The sequence below is a fragment of the Pseudomonas sp. NPDC088322 genome, from assembly GCF_044740745.1.
GTDB lineage: Bacteria > Pseudomonadota > Gammaproteobacteria > Pseudomonadales > Pseudomonadaceae > Aquipseudomonas > Aquipseudomonas shirazensis.
In genome coordinates this window covers 422,644-440,348 of sequence record NZ_JBIURK010000004.1, presented here as the reverse complement: position 1 = coordinate 440,348, position 17,705 = coordinate 422,644, and the positions used below count along the sequence as shown (strand labels likewise).

At 62.5% G+C, this 17,705-nt stretch carries 17 protein-coding genes; 9 read left to right on the top strand and 8 right to left on the bottom strand.

The features are described from left to right. Positions 1 to 22: 22 nt before the first annotated feature. A complete protein-coding gene (locus ACIOAU_RS12775) occupies positions 23 to 1,345 on the bottom strand; it encodes an ATP-binding protein (RefSeq protein WP_103438045.1) in 1,323 nt (440 codons plus the stop codon). Beyond that, positions 1,342 to 2,016, bottom strand: a complete 675-nt coding sequence (locus ACIOAU_RS12770) for a response regulator transcription factor (RefSeq protein WP_101321259.1) — start codon at positions 2,014 to 2,016, stop codon at positions 1,342 to 1,344. Before ACIOAU_RS12770 ends, ACIOAU_RS12775 begins: the two co-directional genes overlap by 4 nt. A 182-nt stretch (positions 2,017 to 2,198) precedes the next feature. Between ACIOAU_RS12770 and dsbD the strand changes: the two genes are divergently transcribed. From dsbD to dsbG, 3 genes are read left to right on the top strand one after another with little or no spacing between them, the layout of a single operon-like run. Then, positions 2,199 to 3,911 (top strand): protein-disulfide reductase DsbD, encoded by a 1,713-nt coding sequence (dsbD, locus tag ACIOAU_RS12765; RefSeq protein ID WP_401182321.1) that lies wholly within the window; start codon positions 2,199 to 2,201, stop codon positions 3,909 to 3,911. Continuing rightward, positions 3,911 to 4,747, top strand: coding sequence for a TlpA disulfide reductase family protein (locus ACIOAU_RS12760; RefSeq protein ID WP_101321261.1), 837 nt, complete (start codon positions 3,911 to 3,913; stop codon positions 4,745 to 4,747). Before dsbD ends, ACIOAU_RS12760 begins: the two co-directional genes overlap by 1 nt. A gap of 1 nt (position 4,748) precedes the next feature. Beyond that, positions 4,749 to 5,507, top strand: coding sequence for a thiol:disulfide interchange protein DsbG (gene dsbG / locus ACIOAU_RS12755; RefSeq protein ID WP_401182318.1), 759 nt, complete (start codon positions 4,749 to 4,751; stop codon positions 5,505 to 5,507). A 13-nt stretch (positions 5,508 to 5,520) separates the two neighbouring features. Here dsbG and rlmM read toward each other — a convergent pair whose 3' ends face one another. Further along, complete coding sequence (gene rlmM, locus ACIOAU_RS12750) at positions 5,521 to 6,597, bottom strand: 23S rRNA (cytidine(2498)-2'-O)-methyltransferase RlmM (RefSeq protein ID WP_401182315.1); 1,077 nt, start codon at positions 6,595 to 6,597, stop codon at positions 5,521 to 5,523. Positions 6,598 to 6,840: 243 nt separating this feature from the next. Here rlmM and acnA point away from each other — a divergent pair, with 243 nt between their 5' ends. Further along, positions 6,841 to 9,582, top strand: coding sequence for an aconitate hydratase AcnA (gene acnA, locus ACIOAU_RS12745; protein ID WP_220634082.1), 2,742 nt, complete (start codon positions 6,841 to 6,843; stop codon positions 9,580 to 9,582). A gap of 123 nt (positions 9,583 to 9,705) precedes the next feature. Next, positions 9,706 to 11,271, top strand: coding sequence for a PAS domain-containing methyl-accepting chemotaxis protein (locus tag ACIOAU_RS12740; RefSeq protein WP_150570726.1), 1,566 nt, complete (start codon positions 9,706 to 9,708; stop codon positions 11,269 to 11,271). A gap of 47 nt (positions 11,272 to 11,318) precedes the next feature. Here the strand turns inward: ACIOAU_RS12740 and ACIOAU_RS12735 are convergent, their stop codons facing one another. The 5 genes from ACIOAU_RS12735 to ACIOAU_RS12715 form a co-directional block, all read right to left on the bottom strand. Next, entirely contained in the window at positions 11,319 to 12,203 is an 885-nt protein-coding gene (locus tag ACIOAU_RS12735; RefSeq protein WP_401182310.1) for a pseudouridine synthase, read from the bottom strand. A gap of 50 nt (positions 12,204 to 12,253) precedes the next feature. After that, entirely contained in the window at positions 12,254 to 12,559 is a 306-nt protein-coding gene (locus ACIOAU_RS12730; protein WP_101321275.1) for a transcriptional regulator, read from the bottom strand. A 72-nt stretch (positions 12,560 to 12,631) separates the two neighbouring features. Continuing rightward, a complete protein-coding gene (locus ACIOAU_RS12725) occupies positions 12,632 to 13,063 on the bottom strand; it encodes a D-Ala-D-Ala carboxypeptidase family metallohydrolase (protein WP_150573147.1) in 432 nt (143 codons plus the stop codon). Between the two features lie 110 nt (positions 13,064 to 13,173). Continuing rightward, complete coding sequence (locus ACIOAU_RS12720; protein WP_101321279.1) at positions 13,174 to 13,410, bottom strand: glutaredoxin family protein; 237 nt, start codon at positions 13,408 to 13,410, stop codon at positions 13,174 to 13,176. A 56-nt stretch (positions 13,411 to 13,466) separates the two neighbouring features. Continuing rightward, a complete protein-coding gene (locus ACIOAU_RS12715) occupies positions 13,467 to 14,675 on the bottom strand; it encodes an ammonium transporter (RefSeq protein ID WP_401182305.1) in 1,209 nt (402 codons plus the stop codon). 313 nt (positions 14,676 to 14,988) lie between these two features. Here ACIOAU_RS12715 and ACIOAU_RS12710 point away from each other — a divergent pair, with 313 nt between their 5' ends. The 4 genes from ACIOAU_RS12710 to ACIOAU_RS12695 all read left to right on the top strand — a co-directional run bounded on the left by ACIOAU_RS12710 (position 14,989) and on the right by ACIOAU_RS12695 (position 17,419). Then, positions 14,989 to 15,303, top strand: a complete 315-nt coding sequence (locus ACIOAU_RS12710; RefSeq protein WP_101321284.1) for a YqjD family protein — start codon at positions 14,989 to 14,991, stop codon at positions 15,301 to 15,303. Between the two features lie 9 nt (positions 15,304 to 15,312). Continuing rightward, positions 15,313 to 15,684: a phage holin family protein gene (locus ACIOAU_RS12705; protein ID WP_188036435.1), complete on the top strand. Its 372-nt coding sequence runs from the start codon at positions 15,313 to 15,315 to the stop codon at positions 15,682 to 15,684. Next, on the top strand, positions 15,681 to 16,010 hold the full coding sequence (locus tag ACIOAU_RS12700; protein ID WP_101321288.1) for a hypothetical protein: 330 nt from the start codon (positions 15,681 to 15,683) through the stop codon (positions 16,008 to 16,010). The genes ACIOAU_RS12705 and ACIOAU_RS12700 overlap by 4 nt, the downstream gene beginning before the upstream one ends. 77 nt (positions 16,011 to 16,087) lie before the next feature. Beyond that, positions 16,088 to 17,419: a deoxyguanosinetriphosphate triphosphohydrolase gene (locus ACIOAU_RS12695; RefSeq protein ID WP_101321290.1), complete on the top strand. Its 1,332-nt coding sequence runs from the start codon at positions 16,088 to 16,090 to the stop codon at positions 17,417 to 17,419. Positions 17,420 to 17,705 lie beyond the last annotated feature (286 nt).

Sequence of the window (17,705 nt, the reverse complement as noted above, 5' to 3'; positions counted from 1 at the left end):
GGCCAAGGCGCCGCCGGCAAACTCAGTTGTCCGCCCGAGTCGGCACCTGCAGCCAAACCCGCAAACCATCGCTGCGGCTGTCAAAGCGCAGGCTGCCGGCACAGCGCTGGACAATCGCCTGCACAATCGCCAGGCCCAGGCCGCAACCGCCACTCTGGCTGTTGCGCCAGAAACGCTCGGTCATGTGCTGCAAATCGCCTGCGCTGATGCCCGGGCCATGGTCACGCACCAGGAACCCGGCCTGGCCGTCGGCCATCTGCACTTCCAGCTCCACGGCGGCATCACCGCCATGGCGCAGTGCGTTGTCGAGCAGGTTGCGCAACGCCGCCACCGCCAGCGGGCCGGGCATGCTCAGGTAAACCTCGGTGGCGTCCTGCGGCAGGCGTACGGTGATCCGCCGACTGTCACCGGCGCCGACATCCTGCACGGCCTGGCGCGCCACTTGCTCGGCAGTGCACTGCACCCCGTCGTCAAACGACAGGCTGCCCTCGACCCGCGCCAGCATCAGCAACTGCTCAAGAGTGCGGTGCATGCGGTCGGTGCCCTGCTCGGCGTGCTCGAGTGCCTGCTCGCGTACGGCGCCGTCGGTCATGCGTGCCACCTGCAGGTGCGTCTTGATCGCGGTCAGCGGGCTGCGCAGCTCATGGGCAGCGTCGTCGGTCAGGCGCCGCTCGCGCTCAAGGGTCTGGGCGATGCGCTGGAACAGCTGATTCTGGGTTTCCACCAACGGCTGCAGTTCACTCGGTATGCCACTGACCTGCAGCGGCTCGACGCTGTCGACACGACGCTTGCGCAACGCATCGCGGATCCGATTGATCGGCTCCAGCCCTTTGCCCAGACCGATCCACAACAAGCCCAGGCTGCCCAGCAAGGCCATCAGCACCGGTGCCGAAGCCGCCAGCAGGATCGATTGATTGAGCGCCTCGCGCTCTTGATGGCGGTCCGCCGTGGTGATGCGGATATCACCGCGGTGGTAGGTGAACGTGCGCCAGCTTGCACCGTCGATGGTTTGGTCACGAAAGCCGCTGTACTGGTCGTCCATGGTGCCTTCGTGCTTGTGGTTGCTGGCGATGATCTCGCCGCGCAGCGAACTGACCTGGCAGGCCATGCCATCCGGCACGCTGAGCTGGTCAGCGGCAAAGCGAGTTTCTTCACCCTTGCCCGCCAGGGGCTGGGGCAACTGGTCGATCAGCCCGGCAACCATCCGCGCGGAGGCCACCAGGCGCTGGTCAAGGGAGAACATCATCTGCTGGCGCAGGTCGCGCAGCATCCAGGCCGCGGCAAGCGCCCAGATGACGATGAAGGCGCTGCCCAGAATAAGCGACAGGCGTACACGCAGGCTCATGGTGCGGGCACCTGCGCCGGGCCCAGCCGATAACCGAGGCCGCGCACGGTCTCGACAATGCCGTTGCCCAGCTTGCGCCGCAGGTGATGGATATGCACGTTGAGGGCATTGCTCTCGACTTCATCGCTGAAGCCGTAGACGCAGTCTTTGAGTTGTTCACTGGAGAGCACCCGCCCCTTGTTCTGCAGCAGTGCCTGCAGCAGCGCCTGTTCACGCCGGGACAAGTCAACAGGCTGGTCGCCCAGATAGGCTTCGCAGCTACTCGGGTCGTAGCGCAGCGGCCCGTGCTCGATCATGTTCACTGCGCGCCCGGCCATGCGCCGCAGCAAGGTGTGCAGGCGCGCCGCCAGCTCGCGCAGGTCGAACGGCTTGAGCAGGTAGTCGTCGGCGCCCGCCTCAAGGCCGGCGACGCGATCAGTGATCGCATCGCGGGCGGTCAGTACCAGCACCGGCAAGCTCTCGCCCTGCTGGCGCAGCCGCCGTAGCAACTTGAGGCCGTCTTCGTCAGGCAAGCCAAGATCGAGAATCATCACGTCGAACTGTGCCGCCTGCAGCAGCGCGCGGGCGGCCGAGGCACTGGCAACCCGATCCACGGTCAGGCCCTGGGCGGTAAGCCCGGCGCAGATGCCGCTGGCGATCAGGTCGTCGTCCTCGCAGAGCAGTACGTGCATGGTCAATCTCCAATAGGCGATGAGCTATTGCGCCATGGCCTGATTAAGTCAGGATTATGGACTGTGCGGCTGGATTAGTCGCCTGCGCCTGGCTGTAGGACGGCTCGTGTAGGACCGGGTTAACCCTCGGTTAATCAGGCCAATCCAGCATGGCCATTCTTCTGCACTGCCAAGGCCCAGACATGCGCGTTTTTCTGTTGCTGCTGACATTCTTCATGAGCGGGCCATTGCTGGCCAATCCATTCGAGGTCAAGCCTGACTTTCTCCCGGTGGAACAGGCGTTCATGCTCACCCATGAGCGCTTGCCGTCAGGCGAACTGCGCGTGCAGTTTCAAATCAAGGACGGCTATTACCTGTACCAGAAGCGGCTGAAATTCGACGGCCTGGATACAACGCAGCAACCGCCGCTGCCAGCGGCACTCAACCATCACGATGAATTCTTCGGTGACAGTGCGGTGTACCGCAGCGAGCTTGAGCTGCTGATCCCGGCGACGGCCAGTGGCCAGCTGCGACTGGGCTGGCAGGGCTGTGCCGACGCCGGCCTGTGTTACCCGCCGCAAACCACCGTTATCGACCTTGGCGGCAGCACGCCTGCTGCGAGCGCAGGCCAGGCGGATGACCAGGCGCTGGCAAGTGATCTGCAGCAGGGCCAGTTGGCCTGGGGCCTGCTGGCGTTCTTTGGCCTGGGGCTGCTGCTGGCCTTTACCCCCTGCTCGCTGCCCATGCTGCCGATCCTGGCCGGGCTGGTGTTGGGCAACGGCGCCAGCGCTCGCCGCGGCTGGCTGCTGGCGGGCGTCTATGTACTGAGCATGGCTCTGGTCTACGCCGCACTGGGTGTGATCGCCGCACTGCTGGGCGCCAGCTTGCAAGCCTGGCTGCAGCAACCGTGGTTGCTCGGCAGCCTGGCGGGGCTGTTCATTTTGCTGGCGCTGCCAATGTTCGGCGCCTTCGAGCTGCAATTGCCTGTCGCCGTGCGCGACCGCCTCGACCGGGCCGGCCAGGGCACCCGCGGTGGCAACCTGTACGGTGCAGCCCTGCTCGGCGCGTTGTCCGGGCTGTTGATGGGCCCATGCATGACCGCGCCGCTGGCCGGTGCACTGCTGTATATCGCGCAGAGCGGCGATGTCGTGCAAGGCGCTCTGGTGCTGTTCAGCCTTGGCCTGGGGATGGGCGTGCCACTGCTGTTGCTGGTCACCCTCGGTAACCGCTTCCTGCCGCGCCCCGGCGCCTGGATGAACCGGGTCAAGGGCCTGTTTGGCTTTGTCTTCCTGGCCATGGCCCTGTACACCCTCCGCGGCTTGCTGCCAGCGCCTCTACTGCTGGGTCTGGCCGGCAGCTGGCTGATTGCCCTGGCCTGGGCCGCCTGGCCCGCACTGCAGCGCTTGCCGGCGCTGCGCGTGCTGCCACTGCTCGGCGCGCTGTGGGGTGGCCTGCTGCTGGTGGGCGCCGCTGCTGGTGGCAGCGAGTTATGGCAGCCGCTGCATCCGTTTACCGCCGGTGCGCCAAGCTCAGCGGGTAAAACCGAAGACGCCTTCATCACCGTCAGCCAGCCGCAGGACCTGCAACGCGAACTGCAAGCCGCCAAGGCCCGTGGCCAGTGGGTGCTGGTCGACTACTATGCCGACTGGTGCGTGTCGTGCAAGGTCATGGAGAAACAAGTCTTCGCTCGCGCTGATGTACAAGCCAGCCTGGCCGGTGTGCACCTGCTACGGCTGGATGTCACCGCTGACTCGCAAGCCAGTCGCGAGTTGCTGCAACACTACAAGGTACCGGGCCCACCCAGCCTGATCTGGATCGGCCCAGAGGGTGACGAACGCCGCCCCCGGCGCATCACCGGTGAAGTCGACGCGGCGACATTCTTGCAACACTGGGCACAGACAAGGAGCCAAGGCTGATGCTGAGCGTGACCCTCGGGCCATTGACCATGGCCCTGAACCATCTGCTGATGCTGGCGGCGCTGGCGATTGCCTGCGTAGTTGGCTGGGCCGTCGCCCGACGTGGTGGCCAGAGCCCGGAGTCGGCACTATTCAACCTGTTCCTGCTGGGGGTACTGGGTGCACGCGTGACCTTCGTGCTTGCCTACTGGCCGATGTACCGCGATGAGCTGCTGCAGATCATCGATATCCGCGATGGCGGCTTCTTGCTCTGGGGCGGCTTGCTGGCGATCGTGCTCGGCACCCTCTGGCAGGGCTGGCGCCAACCCGGCCTGCGCCGGCCGCTGGGCTGGGCGCTGGCCAGCGGCGGTGTGTTCTGGGTGCTGGCCAGCCTGGGCAGCCACCTGTACAGCAAGGGCACCGAGCTGCCGCAGCTGACCTTGCGCACCGCCAGTGGCCAGTCGATGGCGCTGCACGACTACCGCGGCAAGCCACTCGTGATCAATATCTGGGCGACCTGGTGCCCGCCTTGCCGGCGCGAGATGCCGGTGCTGCAACAGGCCCAGCACGAATACCCACACGTGACCTTCCTGTTCGTCAACCAAGGGGAAACCCCGGAAAACGTCAGCACCTTTCTTGCTACCACCGGCCTCAGCCTGACCCATGTGCTGTTCGACGGCGCTGGCCAACTGGCCCAACGGGTCGGTTCGATGGCCTTGCCCACCACCCTGTTCTACAGCGCCGACGGCAGGCTGGTCGGCAGCCACCTGGGCGAGCTGTCCCGGGCCAGCCTGAGCCACGCGCTGCAATCATTCGAGCGGGACGATGTGCCCGCCTCCGCTGCAAAAGGAAATTGACATGCGTTTGACCGCACTCCTGCCATTGACCCTCGCTCTGCTCGCCGCGCCCTTGCTGCAGGCCGAAGAACTGCCAAAAGCCATCCAGCAACTGCAGGCCAAGGGCGCCGTGATCAAGGGCAGCTTCGCCGCTCCAGACGGTATGCGTGGCTACGCAGCCGAGTACCAGAACAACGGTATTGCCCTGTATCTCACACCAGACGGCAAGCATGTGCTGGTCGGCAGCCTGTTTGACGAGCAAGGCCAGGATCTGAGCGCTGAACCACTGGAAAAACTGGTCTATGCGCCGATGAGCAAGGCGATCTGGGCAAAGCTGGAAAAGTCGGCGTGGATTGCCGATGGCAAAGCCGATGCACCGCGCACGGTCTACCTGTTCAGCGACCCGAACTGCCCCTACTGCAACATGTTCTGGCAGCAGGCACGGCCGTGGGTCGAGTCTGGCAAGGTGCAGCTGCGGCACATCATGGTCGGCATCATTCGTGAAGACAGCCCAGGCAAATCGGCAGCCCTGCTGGCCGCCAAGGACCCAGCCAAGGCCCTGCTGCAGCACGAGAGTTCTGGCAAGGCCAGCACCCTCAAGGCGCTGGACAAGATCCCCGAGAGCATCCAGCAACAGCTCGACAGCAACCTGGCGGTGATGGAAGAACTCGGCCTGTCGGCAACCCCGGCGATCTTCTACCAGGACGCGCAAGGCCGCCTGCAAAGTCAGCAAGGCGCACCACGGCCGGACAAGCTCGGCGAAATTCTCGGCAAGCGTTGATCCCGGCAGAGCCTCAGCCGCGCGTGTTGCGCGGTTTGAGGTCAAGCCGGCGCAAATGGCAGGTGACTTCTTCGCGGTCGTGATAGAGCTGCTTGCAGGCGATCGAGACCCTGACCTTGCGCTCCTTGAAGCCCGCTTCGATGCGGTCCAGCAGGCGCCGGACTTCGGCGTAGCGCTGCTTCATCGGCAATTTGAGGTTGACCACCGCCTCACGGCACAAGCCCTCGCCCAGCCACGTCTCGATCAAGGCAGCACTGCGCGCAGGCTTTTCGACGATGTCGCAGACCATCCAGTCCACGGTGTGCTTGGGCTTCCAGGTGAAGCCATCGGCCATCAGGTGCTGCACCAGGCCGGTGTCCATCAAGCTTTCGGCCATCGGCCCGTTATCGATCGCGGTAACCAACATGCCGCGCTTGACCAACTGGTAGGTCCAGCCACCCGGTGAGGCACCCAGGTCGACACCGGTCATGTCATCCTGCAAACGCTCTTCCCACTGATCGCGCGGGATGAACTGATGCCACGCCTCTTCCAGCTTGAGGGTCGAACGGCTGGGCGCCTCGCGGGGGAATTTAAGGCGCGGAATGCCCATTGGCCACAGCGCCGAGTTGTCCGCTTCGGCAAGGCCGACAAACACCCGTCGACCACTGATGAAGCTCAACAACAGGCGCGGCCGCTGAGCGTCTTCGACCAACCGGCCAGCCTTCTCCAAAGCCTTGCGCAACGGCCCTTCGAACTTGCGGCAGAACGTCGACAGCTCTTTGCCGTCATTGGTATCAAGCACCTCCAGCCACAGGCTGCCGGCGACCGGCAGTGCTGCCAGATACTCAAGCAACACGCTGATGCGGTCGGTTTCGGGCAACTCGATAAATTCACCACGCGCCCATTGGCGAGGGAAGATCAGTTTGTCGAAGCGCAGTTCACGCATCAGGCGCTCGGCGGCACCCGGCTCGCTGCAGACGAACTCGGCACTGGCGCTCTGCGCTTTACCTTTGGCATAGCCGGCCACCCCAAGCTGGGCGGCGTGTTCGCTGATTTCGGCGCAGACCTCGCCTTCGAAACCAGGCCGGCAATGCATGAACAGGGTATTCATTTGTCACTCCACATCGCTGACGGCGATCGTCAGCCTTGATCCAGCGCACAACACGCACCGGCACGGCGGCGATGATAAAGGAAGATCGGAACCAGCGACATGCCCCGCCTGTCCAGTACAGGGTCATGGCCGCAATTTCGGCCTAACCTGACTACTCAGCCAGGTCCGTGCCGTGCGGACCTATTCAGAGCGGTGACACCGGCATGCACAAGAGGCCGGGCACCGGCGCAGAAGGAGTTGGCAATGCCCTCGCTCGATAGCCTGAACACCCTCAAGACCCTGCAGGTAGGCGACCGCGCCTATCAATACTTCAGCCTCGACGAAGCAGCACAGCAGCTAGGCGACCTGCAACGCCTGCCGATGTCGCTCAAGGTTCTGCTGGAAAACCTGTTGCGCTGGGAGGACGGCAAGACCGTCACCGGCACCGACCTCAAGGCGCTGGCGCAGTGGCTGGACACGCGCAGCTCCGACCGCGAGATCCAGTACCGCCCTGCCCGGGTATTGATGCAGGATTTTACCGGCGTACCGGCCGTGGTCGACCTGGCAGCCATGCGCGCGGCGATGGCCAAGGCCGGTGGTGACCCGCAGCGGATCAATCCGCTGTCGCCCGTGGACCTGGTCATCGACCACTCGGTGATGGTCGACCGCTACGCCAGCGCCGATGCCTTCGAACAAAACGTCGATATCGAAATGCAACGCAACGGCGAGCGCTATGCCTTCCTGCGCTGGGGCCAGAATGCGTTCGATAATTTCAGTGTGGTGCCACCGGGTACCGGCATCTGCCACCAGGTCAACCTGGAATACCTCGGCCGCACCGTCTGGACCCGCGAGGAAGACGGCAAGGTCTACGCATTCCCCGACACCCTGGTCGGCACCGATTCGCACACGACCATGATCAACGGCCTCGGTGTACTTGGCTGGGGCGTGGGCGGCATCGAGGCGGAGGCAGCCATGCTTGGCCAGCCAGTGTCGATGCTGATCCCCGAAGTGATTGGCTTCAAGCTCACCGGCAAGCTGCGCGAGGGCATCACTGCAACCGACCTGGTGCTGACCGTCACGCAGATGCTGCGCAAGAAAGGCGTGGTCGGCAAGTTCGTCGAGTTCTATGGCGACGGCCTTGCCGAACTGCCCTTGGCCGACCGCGCGACGCTGGCCAACATGGCGCCGGAATACGGCGCCACCTGCGGTTTCTTCCCGGTGGATCAGGTGACCCTCGACTACCTGCGCCTGTCAGGCCGGCCGCAAGCCACGGTCGACCTGGTCGAAGCCTATTGCAAGGCCCAGGGCCTATGGCGCATGCCAGGCCAGGAGCCACTGTTCAGCGACAGCCTGGGGCTCGACATGGACACCGTGGAAGCCAGCCTGGCCGGCCCGAAACGGCCGCAGGACAGGGTCGCTTTGGGTCAGGTCAGCCAGGCCTTCGATGACTTCCTCAAGCTGCAGGTCAAACCTGCCACCAAGGAAGTCGGCCGGCTCGAAAGCGAAGGTGGTGGTGGCGTTGCAGTGGGCAATGCCGACCAGACCGGGCAGATCGACTACAGCCACGAAGGCCAGAACTACACCCTGCGCGACGGCGCGGTGGTGATTGCCGCGATCACCTCCTGCACCAACACCTCCAACCCCAGCGTGATGATGGCCGCCGGTCTGGTGGCGAAGAAGGCGATCGAGAAGGGTTTGAGCCGCAAGCCTTGGGTCAAGAGCTCGCTGGCGCCTGGGTCCAAGGTCGTCACCGATTACTACAATGCTGCCGGCCTCACCCCATATCTCGACCAACTGGGTTTTGCCCTGGTCGGCTACGGCTGCACCACCTGCATCGGTAACTCCGGGCCGCTCGATGAAGCTATTGAAACGGCCATCGGTACCGCTGACCTGAGCGTTGCCTCGGTGCTCTCGGGCAACCGCAACTTTGAAGGCCGGGTGCATCCCCTGGTCAAGACCAACTGGCTGGCCTCGCCACCCTTGGTGGTGGCTTACGCGCTGGCTGGCAGTGTGCGCGTCGACCTCACCCAAGAACCATTGGGCGTCGGCAAAGATGGCCAGCCGGTGTACCTGCGCGACATCTGGCCGAGCCAGCAGGAGATCGCCGATGCGGTAGCCAAGGTCGATACCGCGATGTTTCACAAGGAATACGCCGAGGTATTCGCCGGCGATGAACAATGGCAGGCCATCGAAGTGCCCCAAGCGGCAACCTATGTCTGGCAGGCTGACTCGACCTACATTCAGCACCCGCCATTCTTCGAGGACATCGGCGGGGCGCTGCCCGAGATCGTTGATATTCAGCAGGCCCGTGTGTTGGCGTTGCTCGGAGACTCGGTCACCACTGACCACATCTCCCCTGCCGGCAACATCAAGGCCGACAGCCCTGCCGGTCGCTATCTGCGCGACAAAGGCGTGCAGCCCAAAGACTTCAACTCCTATGGCTCGCGCCGCGGCAACCATGAGGTAATGATGCGCGGCACCTTCGCCAACATCCGCATCCGCAACGAGATGCTCGGCGGCGAAGAAGGCGGCAACACCGTGCACGTGCCCAGCGGTGAAAAACTCTCGATCTACGATGCCGCCATGCGTTATCAGGCCGAAGGTACTCCGCTGGTGGTGATTGCCGGGCAGGAATACGGCACTGGTTCCAGCCGCGACTGGGCAGCCAAGGGCACCAACCTGCTCGGGGTCAAAGCAGTGCTGGCCGAGAGCTTCGAGCGCATTCACCGCTCGAACCTGATCGGCATGGGCGTGCTGGCTTTGCAGTTCATGGCAGGTGACAGCCGCAAGACGCTGAACCTGACCGGCACTGAACGCATCGATATCCTCGGCTTGAGCGACGCGCAGATCCGCCCGGGCATGACCCTGACCCTGCGCATCCACCGTGAACACGGCGAGCAACAGGACATCCAGGTGCTGTGCCGGATCGACACCCTCAACGAGGTCGAGTACTTCAAGGCAGGCGGCATTCTGCACTATGTGCTGCGGCAACTGATCGCCAGCTGATCGCCATCTCATCAACCCAGGGGCGCACTGCGCCCCTTCTCTCGCCCGCCGCTGGTTAAATAATCATTCAATAAAACCGCAGCCATGCCGATAGCCATGGAAAGCCTTGCGGACCGAGCAGCCATGCGTAACAACCAGCCGATTACCCAGAGAGAACGGACTTTCCCTGCCCAACAGCGGTTGATCTCCACCACCAATGCCAAAGGTGTGATCAGTTACTGTAACGATGCCTTCGTCGAAATCAGCGGTTTCTCACGCGAGGAATTGATCGGCGCTGCGCATAATCTGGTCCGCCACCCCGATGTCCCCGCAGCAGTGTTTGCCCACATGTGGCAGACCCTCAAGCAAGGCCTGCCGTGGATGGGTATCGTCAAGAACCGCTGCAAGAGCGGCGATCATTACTGGGTCAACGCCTACGTAACGCCGATTTTCGACAACAACCAGGTAGTCGGTTACGAATCGGTGCGGGTCAAACCTACCGCTGAACAGATTCGCCGTGCCGAAGGCCTGTACCAGCGCCTCAACCAGGGCAAGTCGGCGATTCCTCGCCGCGACCGCTGGCTGCCGGTGCTGCAAGACTGGCTGCCGTTCATCCTGGTCAGCCAGGTCGGCTTCCTGATCGGCAACTGGCTGGGCCATTCCTGGGGCTTCGCCCTCGCCGCCGGCCTGTCAGTACCGTTGGGCCTGCTCGGTTTGAGCTGGCAGCAACGCGGCCTCAAGCGCCTGCTCGGTCTGGCTGAGCAAACCACCTCCGACCCGCTGATCGCGCAGATGTACACCGACAGCCGCGGCGTACAGGCGCGTCTTGAGATGGCCATGCTCAGCCAGGACGCGCGGATGAAAACCTGCCTGACCCGCTTGCAGGACAGCGCCGAACACCTGAGCGATCAGGCGCGTCAGTCCGATGTCCTGGCTCACCAGAGCTCATCGGGCCTGGAACGCCAACGGGTAGAAACCGAGCAGGTCGCAGCTGCCGTCAACCAGATGGCCGCGACCACCCAGGAAGTTGCCAATCACGTGCAGCGCACTGCCGATGCCACCCAGGAAGCCAATCGCCTGACCAGCCAGGGCCGGCAGATCGCCGGGGAGACCCGCGAGGCCATTGCTCGCTTGTCCACCGCAGTCGGCGAAACCGGGCAAACCGTGACCCAACTGGCCAAGGACAGCGACGAGATCGGCGGCGTGGTCGATGTGATCAAAGGCATTGCCGATCAGACCAACCTGCTGGCCTTGAACGCGGCCATCGAAGCCGCCCGCGCCGGCGAAATGGGCCGCGGTTTTGCCGTGGTGGCTGATGAAGTGCGCCAGCTGGCGCAACGCACTGCCGAATCCACCGGGCAGATCCACGGCCTTATTGCCAAGCTGCAACAGACGGCCAGCAGCGCCGTGTTGACCATGGAAAGTGGCCATCGCCAGGCGCAGGAAGGCGTTGCCCGGGTTATGGAAGCGGATCAGGCGCTGATCGGCATCAGCGAAGCAGTGGCCAATATCACCGACATGGCGACCCAGATCGCAGCGGCAACCGAAGAGCAAACCGCCGTGGCTGACGAAATCAGCCGCAACATCAGCACCATTGCCAGTCTTGCTGACGAAACCGCCGAACAAGCACAGCACTCGGCTTTGCTCAGCGAAGAGCTGACCGGCACGGCGGGGACTCAGTACTCACTGGTGGAGCGCTTCAACCGTTGATGTGCTGACGGAGCCGTTATCGCTGGGGAACCTGCGGTAACGGCCGTTTACCAGTCCAGCGCCAGCCGCGTTTCGAAACAGCGCTCGCTGCCGTCCAGCGGATCGGCAAAGAGCAGGCTCTGCGCCAATAGTTTCAAGGGCCGCTGATAGTCATCCTCGACCGCCTGCAGCTGCGGGTAAAACGGGTCGTTGCAGATGCCCGCCCCCAACGCGGCCATGTGCACGCGCAACTGGTGCGTCTTGCCGGTTACCGGCGACAGGCCATAGCGCCAGCAATCACCATTTTTCTCGATCACATGCGCCAGCGTCTCGCTGTTCTCTGCGCCGGGGACCTCGTGCATGCGGAAAAACGGTTCGCCGTGCACCAACCTGCTGCGTCGCACCAGCGGGAAGTCGAGTTCAGGCAGTGCAGCGGCAATCGCCTGATACTGTTTGTCGATACGCCGTTCGGGGAACAGGCGCTGATAGGCGCTGCGGGTCTCAGGGTTGGCCGAGAACATGACCAGTCCTGCCGTATGCCGGTCGATGCGATGCAAGGGCACCAGGTGCGGGTTGCCCAGCCGGCGGATGAGCCGACGGAGCAAAGTCTGCTCGACGTATTCGCCTGTGGGCGTCACCGGCAGAAAGTGCGGCTTGTCGGCGATGACCAGGTGCTCGTCCATGTGCACAATCGATTCGTGCACCGGGATCGGTTTCTCGTTGGCCACTTCACGAAAATAATGCAGGCGCATGCCGCGTCGGTAAGGCAAATCTGCGCCAATTGCACGCCCTTCAGCGTCCAGTACCCGACCGCGAGCAAAACGGTCAAGCCATTGCTCGCGATCAATCGCCTTGAAGTGCTCACACAAGCAATCAAGCACCGTCTTCCACTCGCCAGGCGGCAGGCACACCGTGCTGGCTTGTTGATGTGCGGGGTCGAAAGGTGCGCTCATGTCAGGCTCAGGCAGTCAGTAAGCCGGCATTATCACCGATGGCCTGCGGCTCAGCCAGCTTCGGCCGTCTCGCAGCGCACCTTGAGCCAGCGCAGCACCTGCACGGCGTCCCAGCGGCCAGGATCGTACAGCGCATAAACCAGGCCTTGATAGCCGACGACATCCAGCGGTCGGTGAAAACCGGCCCGTTGAAACAACGCCTCGACTTCAGCGAAGCAGGTATTGAAGTGGACCTTGCCAAAGGGCGTCCGGTCATCCGTGACCAGGCCCTCGAGACGCAGCTCCAGAACGGCGTCGGCTACACGCTCGGGCGCCATCCTGTTGATGCTGTATTTCAGTTGCTCGACATTGAGCATCGCTCCACCCTGATACTGTATTTATATACAGCATACGAAGTTGTTCCGGCTTTCGTCAAATGGCAGGCGTTGTCAGACGACGCCCGGTAGGTAGCCGCCGCCTCGTTGAATAGTCAGTATCTGACGGCGTGGATGCTCGATCGAGACAGCCAGGTGGACCCAGCTGTCGAACTCGAGAATCAACTGATCGAATATGACGTCACTGTCGCGAATCCGTATTGCAACTTGGCGTGCGGGAATGTTCAAAGCCGTGAAGTCAGCCGCCAGCCCCAGTACATGAGCGCTTTGCGCTGTGCCGCCGACCTTCTGGTTGAGCGCCTGGCTACGAAAGCCGCTGGTAATCGTCAGTGGCACCTGGAGCAGACTACGCACCTGCTCGAGTACGCCGCATAACAGGCCCAGGTTCGTCAACGCCGCGGGTGGCGGCGTGTTATCCAGACCTGCAAGCGCTGCTGTGCTGGAAGCGGTCATTTCGGCTAGCGTGAAGTGGGGGGTGATGAACATCACGGACCTCTGCGTGGCTGATGGCAAGGCTCGCTCATGGCGGGCCAGGGCCGATCATCTGTCACCCCACAGATTTGCACACGAGGGACGCGCCGCCGCTGGTGCGATCATTACCGGAGGAAAGCCACCACCTGTTCGCTATCGAACGGCCAATGCAACTCATCGCCTGAATCGCACCGACGGAGCACCGGGATGATCAATCCATAGCGCTCGAACAAGGCCTGCTGCTCGCTGATATCGACCAACTCCACCAGCAGGCCGCGCTCGACGAATGGCATCAGCACGGCTTCGGCGACTTCGCACAGGTGGCACCCAAGGGTGCCCAGCAGTTGGCATTCCGGAAGCATGGCGGGCCTGCGCACAATGGAGAGGTGGACTTATTGTAAAGTCCAGCCCGCACGCGTCAATCCTGGCTGGTGGCACCGATTCGATGCAGCGACAGGTCTGCCCCCTGAAACTCCTGCTCATGGCTCAGACGCAAGCCCAGCGTAGCCTTGAGCAAGCCATACACGACCAGGCCACCGGTCAATGCCACGAGTACACCACCGAGGCTGCCGATCAGTTGACTGATCATGCTCACCCCGCCCAAGCCAGCCAGGCTCGGTTGGGCAAAGATCCCGCAGGCGATGCCGCCCCACACACCGCAAACGCCATGCAGTGGCCAGACGCCGAGAACATCGTCGATTTTCCAGCGGTTCTGCGCAGCGGTGAAACACCAGACGAACAGCCCACCCGCCACTACGCCGGTGAGCAGCGCGCCAAGTGGATGCATCAGGTCGGAGCCGGCACAGACCGCCACCAGCCCAGCCAACGGACCGTTGTGCAGAAAGCCTGGGTCATTGCGCCCGGCCAGCAGCGCTGCCAGGGTGCCGCCCACCATTGCCATCAGCGAATTGATCGCCACCAGGCCACTGATCCCTTGCAGGCTCTGCGCGCTCATGACGTTGAAGCCGAACCAGCCGATGATCAGGATCCAAGAGCCCAACGCGAGAAACGGAATGCTCGAGGGAGCAAAGGCGATCAGTCGCCCGTCACGATAACGCCCACGCCGTGCGCCAAGCAGCAACACCGCTGCCAGGGCCAGCCAGCCGCCCATGGCATGCACTACCACCGAGCCAGCGAAGTCGTGAAACGGCGCACCGAAGCGCTGTTGCAGCCAGTCCTGCAAGCCAAAATTACCGTTCCACACAATGCCTTCATAGAACGGGTAGACGAACGCCACAATCAGTGCTGTCGCGCATAACTGCGGGGCGAAGCGGGCACGTTCGGCGATGCCGCCGGAGATGATCGCGGGAATGGCCGCTGCGAAGGTGATCAGGAAAAAGCACTTCACCAAGGCGTAGCCATGATCGCTGGCCAGCGTCGCTGCCGGCTGCAGGAAGGTCACCCCATAAGCAACCCAGTAACCGACGAAAAAGTACACCAGCGCCGAAATGGCAAAGTCGCTGAGGATCTTCGACAGTGCGTTGACCTGATTCTTGTGGCGAACCGTACCAACTTCCAGAAAGGCAAAACCGGCATGCATCGCCAGCACCAGAATGGCGCCCATCAGTAAGAAAAGCGTGTTGGAACCGTGGACCAGAGAGTCCATTGCGCTGTTGGTGTTTTCCATGAAATTGGCAGACCTGCTGAAAAAGGCACCATGACAGTTCAAGAACCGGCATCCCTGCACCGAATCGGTGCCCGCCCCGCTGCCCTGTTCTGGTGAGGCCTGGCGGAACGTGCGTGGTTTTTTCTTGGGTTTGTCGTGGATTGGGTTAAGGTTTATCGGTATGTGCAGACGTGATGCGCGAAATCGTCGCAGCCGCTGCAGGCACGCCCCAATACTTAACAAACACTTAGCAAACGCCATACCAGCAACTGCAGTGAACCTTCACAACAGCCATCACTCGAATTATCCACATACCTAAACAGGGAGAGACCCAATGGCCAGCAAATCGGCAAAGAATGCTCAAGAGATATTGATGGCTGACTTTCAGGCGCTAGTACGCGACACCGAGCGGCTGCTGGCGGACACGGCCAATCTGGCGGGTGATCAGGCTGACGAATTGCGCGAACAGATCCATGCGCGCCTCGAAGAGGCTCGTGCCAACCTGCAGGTGACTCAGGAATCGGTGCGCGCCCGCGGTCAGGAGGCGGTTGTTCAAGCCGAAGCCTATGTCCAAGAAAACCCTTGGCAGGCTATCGGCATTGCTGCAGGTGTCGGCCTGCTGATCGGGCTGCTGGCCAATCGCCGCTGAGGTAACTTCATGGAAAATGACGCCTCCACTAGCGCAACCGGCAAGCGCCTCGGCGCTGCCGTGCTTGGCCTGCTGCACAGCCACATCGAGCTGTTCGGCATCGAGCTGCAGGAGCAGAAAGGCCGTACCTTGAAGCTGCTGCTGTTCGCAGGCATGGCATTGGTATTTGCCCTGCTGTTGCTGTCGGCATTGTCTGGTCTGCTGCTGGTACTGGTCTGGGACAGTTATCGCCTGGCCGGGATCATCGGTCTGTGCGTGTTCTACTGCCTCGCCACGCTGTACTGCGCTGTTCGCCTGAAAGCTGCGGTATTCGATGAGTCTTCACCGTTCAGCTCCACACTTGAGGAGCTTGCCAAGGATCGGGAGCGACTGTTGCCATGAGCCTGCCTGAACTTCCCAATACGCGTAATCCGCGCGAGCTGCGCAAGGCGCTGTTGCGTCTGCGCCTCGAAATGCACCGCCAGGAAATCCGCCAGGAATCGGCGCAACTGCTCGAGCCAGTCCGTCGCCTGCGCGGCATAGGTAGCTCTGTGCAGCAAGGGCTGGGGATCAAGCATGCGCCGTTATGGGGCATTGCCGGCGTGGTTTTGATGGGCTTTCTGACTGGCAAGGGTGCCCGCGGTGGTGGCCTTACGCGCTTGCTGCGCCTGGGCGGCACGTTGCTGCCCTTGGCCAGACTGTTCCTGCACAACGGTCGACGCCGCTAGCAGCGGCTGCGCCTGCCCCTTGCGCAGGCGCAGCGCTACCCTGAAGCTATGGCGATTATCCGATCGGAGAGCGAGCATTGGACTGGGATACCCTGCTGACCCGTGAGCGCCTGGGCAAGGCCCTGTACAGCCCTGAGGAACTAGGGCGCAGTCCCTTCCACAAGGACCACGACCGGATCATCTTTTCCGGTGCGTTTCGCCGGCTTGGACGCAAGACTCAAGTCCACCCGGTGTCGAGCAACGACCATATTCATACCCGCCTGACCCATTCGCTGGAAGTGAGCTGCGTCGGCCGCTCACTCGGCATGCGTGTGGGCGAGACCTTGCGCGACGAGCTGCCGGCCTGGTGCGAGCCAAGCGACCTGGGCATGATCGTGCAGTCGGCCTGCCTGGCCCACGACATCGGTAATCCGCCGTTCGGCCACTCTGGCGAAGACGCGATCCGCTCCTGGTTTCAGCAGGCGGCAGGTCGCGGCTGGCTGGACGGCATGAGCGACGAGCAACGCGCTGACTTTCTCAATTTCGAAGGCAATGCGCAGGGCTTTCGGGTGCTCACACAGTTGGAGTATCACCAGTTCGATGGCGGTACCAGGCTGACCTACGCCACCCTCGGCACCTACCTTAAATACCCGTGGAGCTCGCGTCACGCCGATGCGCTGGGCTACAAGAAGCACAAGTTCGGCAGCTATCAGAGCGAGCTGCCGTTGCTCGAGCAGATCGCACGCAAGCTGGGCCTGCCGCAGCTCGAGGAGCAACGCTGGGCACGCCATCCGCTGGTGTACCTGATGGAGGCTGCCGACGATATCTGCTACGCCTTGATCGACCTTGAAGACGGGGTCGAGATGGAGCTGCTGCAATATGCCGAAGTCGAAGCGCTGCTGCTGGACCTGGTCGGTGACGACCTGCCCGAGACCTACCGCCAGCTCGGCGCCAACGACTCGCGCCGACGCAAGCTGGCGATCTTGCGCGGCAAGGCTATCGAACACCTGACCAATGCGGCAGCCGAAGCGTTCGTCGAGCAGCAACGGGCGTTGCTCAGCGGTCAGTTAGCGGGCGACCTGGTCGAGCACATGCACGGCCCTGCCAAGCGCTGTGTACTGCAGGCCAAGGACATGGCGCGCAAGAAGATTTTCCAGGACAAGCGCAAGACGCTGCACGAGATTGGCGCCTACACCACGCTGGAAATCTTGCTCAACGCTTTTTGTGGCGCGGCTCTGGAACAACACGGCGGGCGCACCCCGTCGTTCAAAAGCCGGCGAGTGCTCGACCTGATTGGCAACCATGCGCCAAGCCCTGATGACACGTTGCACAACGCCTTCCTGCGGATGATTGATTTCATCGCCGGCATGACCGACAGCTATGCCAGCGAGATGGCTTGTGAGATGACTGGGCGTTCCAGCCCGACCTGAATACGGCAAACTTAGGCAGATCTCAGCCAGTATTGGGGCCGCTGTGCGGCCCCGGCTATGCGAAGGTTAGCAGTGTAGATAGATGAACCAATCTCACGCCTATCGATTAACCAACCCCAACTAACAGCCACTCACACCACGTTACTAATTTCTTGCTACATATAAACATCTCGTCTCAAGAATCATCGGCTATGTAGTCTCTTACTGTAGTCCATTTCCCATATACGACTGACAAACGCTTGTTGCCTGCTTCCTGCCGCCCATCTGGGTTAAGGTGCGCTCTGTT